Below are 2,778 nucleotides of genomic sequence, written 5' to 3'. Positions count from 1 at the left end.
CTCAGTCTACAACAGAACTAGTAAAACCTCATCCTTTAGATTCTTTTTATAGGAAAACGACCACAAAAAGACCACCGGAGTTTCACACAAGACAAATTCTAACCACAAGGAATTTCCATACGCCTCAGATGCTAAATACGTTTCATCCGGCGTTGCTTTTGACACCACTGAGTCCGTACGCACAGTTGCACCCAGCACTTTTTCCGAACCTCTAACTTCCGTCACGTGGAATACACCTTTTTCTTCTCAATCACCAAGCGTATCCGATTGTCCTTCCTATATCTCATCAATAAATGAGATACACCAATTCATTTCCGATGTCTCTTCAGCATATAAATCCTTAGATGTTTCACTACCGTCCTCTTTGTCCGTCAACATTATACTAATAAATGCAAGGTCTCTGAGGAACAAGATGTCTACGCTTCGACTCTTTGCTGAACTACGAGCACCCGATGTTATCCTTGTTACAGAAACCTGGGGTACGGAATCTATCCTTAATACTGATTTACTAATTGAGGACTATGTAATCTTTCGACAAGATCGCCAGGCCAATATAGGGGGTGGCTGTCTCATCTATACAAATAAGAAATACGGTGCCTCACTAGCTGATATTTCTCTTAAAAGTCCTTTTGTCGAGGATGTTTGGGTCTCCATCACTACACACTCATCCAATATACTTATAGGTTGCATTTACATTCCACCTGCCCATACTAGCGATTCAATTAAGTATTTAAACGACTTATTTCCTTTACTTTCTTCCTCTGGATTTGACTCAATATTTATTGGGGGTGACTTTAACCAACCAGCGATAAACTGGTACCCGAAGTTATCTGCCCCTGCCAGATTTAATTCTTTACTTACCACTATTGATACACTTGGTTGGTCACAGATAGTGAAAGCTCCAACCAGAGGTTCAAACTTCCTAGACCTTATATTTACCCTTAACATTCCAACTTGCTCCACTTCAATTGGCCCTGTTTTTCCAGGTAGTGATCATCGCATAATTATTGCTTGCCTTCAGCTCAAAGCACAGCAATATCCTTCCTATAAAACGTACCGTACACTTTCAAAAATTAACTGGAAAGATTTCCAAACTTTGATTCGCTCACAAGGTTGGGATGATTTTTTCTTAGATTCTGATATTGATGTAGCTGTGAACAACTTTAATCAAAACATGCTCTATGCCCTTGATGTACTTGCTCCAAGAGTCATCAAAGATGTCACAAAATCCAAAGTTTCAAAATGCCCTTATTCTAAAGCTTTGAGAAAGAAGATATGCAGGTTGAAGCATTCCTTTAAACTAGCATTAGACCCTTCCTTACTTCACCGCATAGCTACCATCACAGAAAAACTTTCAAGAGAAAAACAATTTTTATCTACACGTGCTGAAACTGAAGCAATGAAACAACCCAATAAGACTGTTTCTTTAATAAGTCTACTGAACAGCCGCTCACCTTCATCTTCTGAGACTCCTGCCTTCATTAAGACGTCTGATAACACAATTATTACAGACAAGTTTACTATTTCCAACAAATTCAATGAATTCTTTGCCTCAACTCTCGCAATTGAATCCTATCCCCTTCCACAGATATCTATACGTCCTGCAAACTCATTAAATACAGTTGAATTCCGTTTAGAAGATATTACAAAAATTCTAAAGTTATTGAAACCTTCTAATTATCTCGGACCGGACGGTATCCCCGCAGTTGTTTATAAGTCCGGTGGCGAAGACATTCCCTTACTTTTACTAAATATCTTTACAAACTCCCTCAATTCCGGTGTCTATCCGAGCTTCTGGAAGCTCTCTCACATTATACCTCATCATAAGACAGGTCCACGGCACCATGTTTCTAACTACCGTCCAATCCATCATACGCCGGTTATTTCCCGTATTATGGAAAAGATAATAAAGTCGGCGGTCTTAGAATTTGCCTCACAACAAAACTTTTTTAACCCCTCCCAACACGGCTTTCTAAGTCGGAAATCATGTGCCACTTGCCTTACCAGCTTCTTTGACCACGTCACTAAAGAATTCGACGTCGGTAAGTGTGTAATTGTTATCTACTTAGACATGTACAAAGCTTTTGATCAGGTCCCACACAACAGATTGGCACTGAAACTTGAAAACCTAGGTATATCTGATCCACTTTTAACGTGGCTTAAATCTTTTCTTTCTAATCGATTGCAATCTGTAGATATTAACTCATGCATTTCATCCTCTCTTCCAATTACTAGCGGAGTAATTCAAGGAAGTGTATTAGGACCTCTTTTGTTTTTAATATACATTAATGATTTTAGCTCCATCCTTCAGACTGGCACCCCATTTCTCTTTGCTGATGACTGTAAACTAGTATTTTCCTTTCCTGCTCATCAAAAAGTAACGTATATCAAACTAATTCAGCAAGACCTCCAAGCTATAAGTGAATGGAGTAAAATATGGCTCTTACCTTTTTCAGTGAATAAATGTAGTGTCTTGCCTATTCGCTGTACTATACCAGCCGGCACCTTAAAGTTATTAGAGTCAGATATTCCCATCACCTCTTGCGTCCGCGACTTAGGCGTTTTATATTCAAACTCTCTTAACTTTTCAGAATTTGTCCATAAACAAGCAACCAGAGCCAAACAAATGTTAGCAAGAATTAATATGAATATACATGATAAGCAAGCAAAGCTAATACTTTACAAAACCTGCGTCCGGCCAGGACTTGAGTACGCTTCATTTTTACACTCTAACCTAAAAGTAGTTGATAAACATAAATTAGAATCGCTTCAACGCTC

At 38.8% G+C, this 2,778-nt stretch carries 1 protein-coding gene; it reads left to right on the top strand.

Features of this window, described 5'->3' with window-relative positions:
- Positions 1 to 412: 412 nt before the first annotated feature.
- Positions 413 to 2,778 (top strand): reverse transcriptase family protein (locus ACRCYC_RS06650; RefSeq protein ID WP_438618338.1); only part of this gene is annotated, 2,366 nt, incomplete at its 3' end.

The sequence above is a fragment of the Paraclostridium sp. genome (genome assembly GCF_051657365.1).
In the GTDB taxonomy this organism is placed as follows: domain Bacteria; phylum Bacillota; class Clostridia; order Peptostreptococcales; family Peptostreptococcaceae; genus Paraclostridium.
This window is presented reverse-complemented; position numbering and strand designations above follow the sequence as displayed.